Annotated in this window: 2 protein-coding genes and 1 pseudogene; 2 read left to right on the forward strand and 1 reads right to left on the reverse strand. The window is 75.5% G+C overall.

Annotation, left to right across the window (positions count from 1 at the left end; translation table 11 throughout):
* Positions 1 to 112: 112 nt before the first annotated feature.
* Positions 113 to 553: a VOC family protein gene (locus ABZ641_RS35265; protein WP_359988482.1), complete on the reverse strand. Its 441-nt coding sequence runs from the start codon at positions 551 to 553 to the stop codon at positions 113 to 115.
* 446 nt (positions 554 to 999) lie between these two features.
* Here ABZ641_RS35265 and ABZ641_RS35270 point away from each other — a divergent pair, with 446 nt between their 5' ends.
* Both ABZ641_RS35270 and ABZ641_RS35275 read left to right on the forward strand, forming a co-directional pair.
* Positions 1,000 to 1,347, forward strand: coding sequence for a hypothetical protein (locus ABZ641_RS35270; RefSeq protein WP_344625761.1), 348 nt, complete (start codon positions 1,000 to 1,002; stop codon positions 1,345 to 1,347).
* A gap of 211 nt (positions 1,348 to 1,558) precedes the next feature.
* Positions 1,559 to 1,945 (forward strand): annotated as a pseudogene (locus ABZ641_RS35275) (12-oxophytodienoate reductase); the annotation flags it as partial.

The following is a 1,945-nucleotide window of genomic DNA, read 5'->3' on the forward strand; positions in this document are numbered from 1 at the left end:
GGTGGTCACGCTCGCGCTCTGGGCCGCCGTCGCCGCACTGCTGGTCGGCCTGCGCCCCCGGCTGACCCGGCGCCGGACGGCCGCCGCCGCCTGACCGGGGCGCGCGGGCGGGTCAGCCCACCTGCTCGGCCAGTCCGACCACGATGCCCTCGGGCCCGCGGACGTAGCAGAGCCGGTAGACGTCCTCGTACTGCACGACTTCGCCGACCAGTTCGGCGCCCCGGGTGCGCAGACGGGCCACGGTGTCCTCGACGTCGTCGACGGCGAACATGATGCGGCGGATGCCGAGCGTGTTCGTCGGCGCATCCTCGGCCGCGCCGCGGACCGCCGCCGGGGCGTGGAACTTCGCCAGCTCCACCCGGCCGTGGCCGTCCGGGGTCCGCAGCATGGCGACGTCCTGCCGGACACCCTCCAGCCCGATGATCCGCTCGACCCAGCGCCCCTCGACCGGCCCCTGCCCCTCCAGCTCCATGCCGAGTTCGACGAAGAACGACACCACGGCGTCGAGGTCCTCGACCACGACGAGGACGTTGTCCATGCGCTGGATCGCCATTCCGGTCTCCCCGCTGTCGGTACGGCCCGGCGGGCGCAGCCGCCCGCCCCCGGCACGCTACCGCCGGAGGCCGCGCGGTGCCGCTAGGAGGCCGCGGTGCGACACGCTGCGTAGCGCCGTCGGCCGGACCGCCGGAACGCCGGGCCCGAACGGCCGCCGCCGGACGGACACCCGCGCAGGTCCGGACGGGTTCCGGCGCCCGCGACGGGGTCGGCTGCCGGATACACTGCCGAGTAGGTATAGACAAATGCGGACACAGTGGGTCACGCTGGAGGTCTCGGCCGCGGTGACCCACCTCCCGCGGGGCGACGCGCACCACCCCCGCGCCCCCTTCGGCAGTACACGGCCGCACCCGCCACCGCGCGGATCCGCACCGGCCCCCGGACCCTCCCGGGACACGGCGCGGAGCCCCGGCGGACGGGCAGCCCATTGCCGAAGGGACGACGATGACCCTCAGCCCCGCCCGCAGCCGCCGCGCGGCGATCTACCTGCGCTGCTATCCGTACGACCGCTGGGAGATGCTCACCCAGCTGCACGCCCTCCAGGACCACGCCTCCTCGCTCGGCCTCGCCTGCCCGCGGGTCCTGATCGACACGGTCGGCTCGTCCTGCCTCGCCCGGGACGGCCTGCGCAGCCTGCTCGCCCTGGCCGCCGCCGGCGACGTGGACACCGTGCTCGTCCCCGGCCCGTGGGCCTTCTCCCTGGACGAGCCCACGGCGCGCTCGGTGGCCGGGTTCCTGCACAGCACCGGCGCCGAGGTCGTCGAACTCCCGCGCGGACTCTGCGCGGCCTGAGGCGCGATCCGGGGCACGACCCGGGGCGCGGTCCGGGGCCACGGCCCGGGGCTCGGGCGCGGCCGCCCCCGGGACGCGACCGCCGGACCTGTGACCGGGATCACCCGGCACCCGGCGGCCGGGAGGAATGCGGTCGCGGTGGCGTCGGTTGGCAGACACCAGTACATGCACGTACATACGTCGTCGTCCGGTGCCTGCGAGGAACTCACCCATGACCGCCACCGCATCGTCCGCCACCCGCGCGGCCGACCTGCTCTCCCGTCCCGTCGCGCTGAACGGGCTGACCGTCCCGAACCGCATCGCCATGGCCCCCATGACGCGCATGTTCTCCCCGGGCGGCGTCCCCGGTGAGGACGTCCGGTCGTACTACGCCCGGCGGGCCGCCGCCGGTGTCGGCCTGATCGTCACCGAGGGCACCTACGTCGGCCACGAGTCCGCCGGGCAGAGCGACCGCGTGCCGCGCTTCCACGGCGAGGAGCAGCTCGCCGGGTGGGCGAAGGTCGCCGAGGCCGTGCACGCCGAGGGCGGCACGATCGTGCCGCAGCTGTGGCACATCGGCATGGTCCGCAAGCAGGGCGAGCCGCCCTACGCCGACGCG

Source organism: Kitasatospora sp. NPDC007106 (assembly GCF_040634455.1).
Taxonomy (GTDB): Bacteria; Actinomycetota; Actinomycetes; order Streptomycetales; family Streptomycetaceae; genus Kitasatospora; species Kitasatospora arboriphila.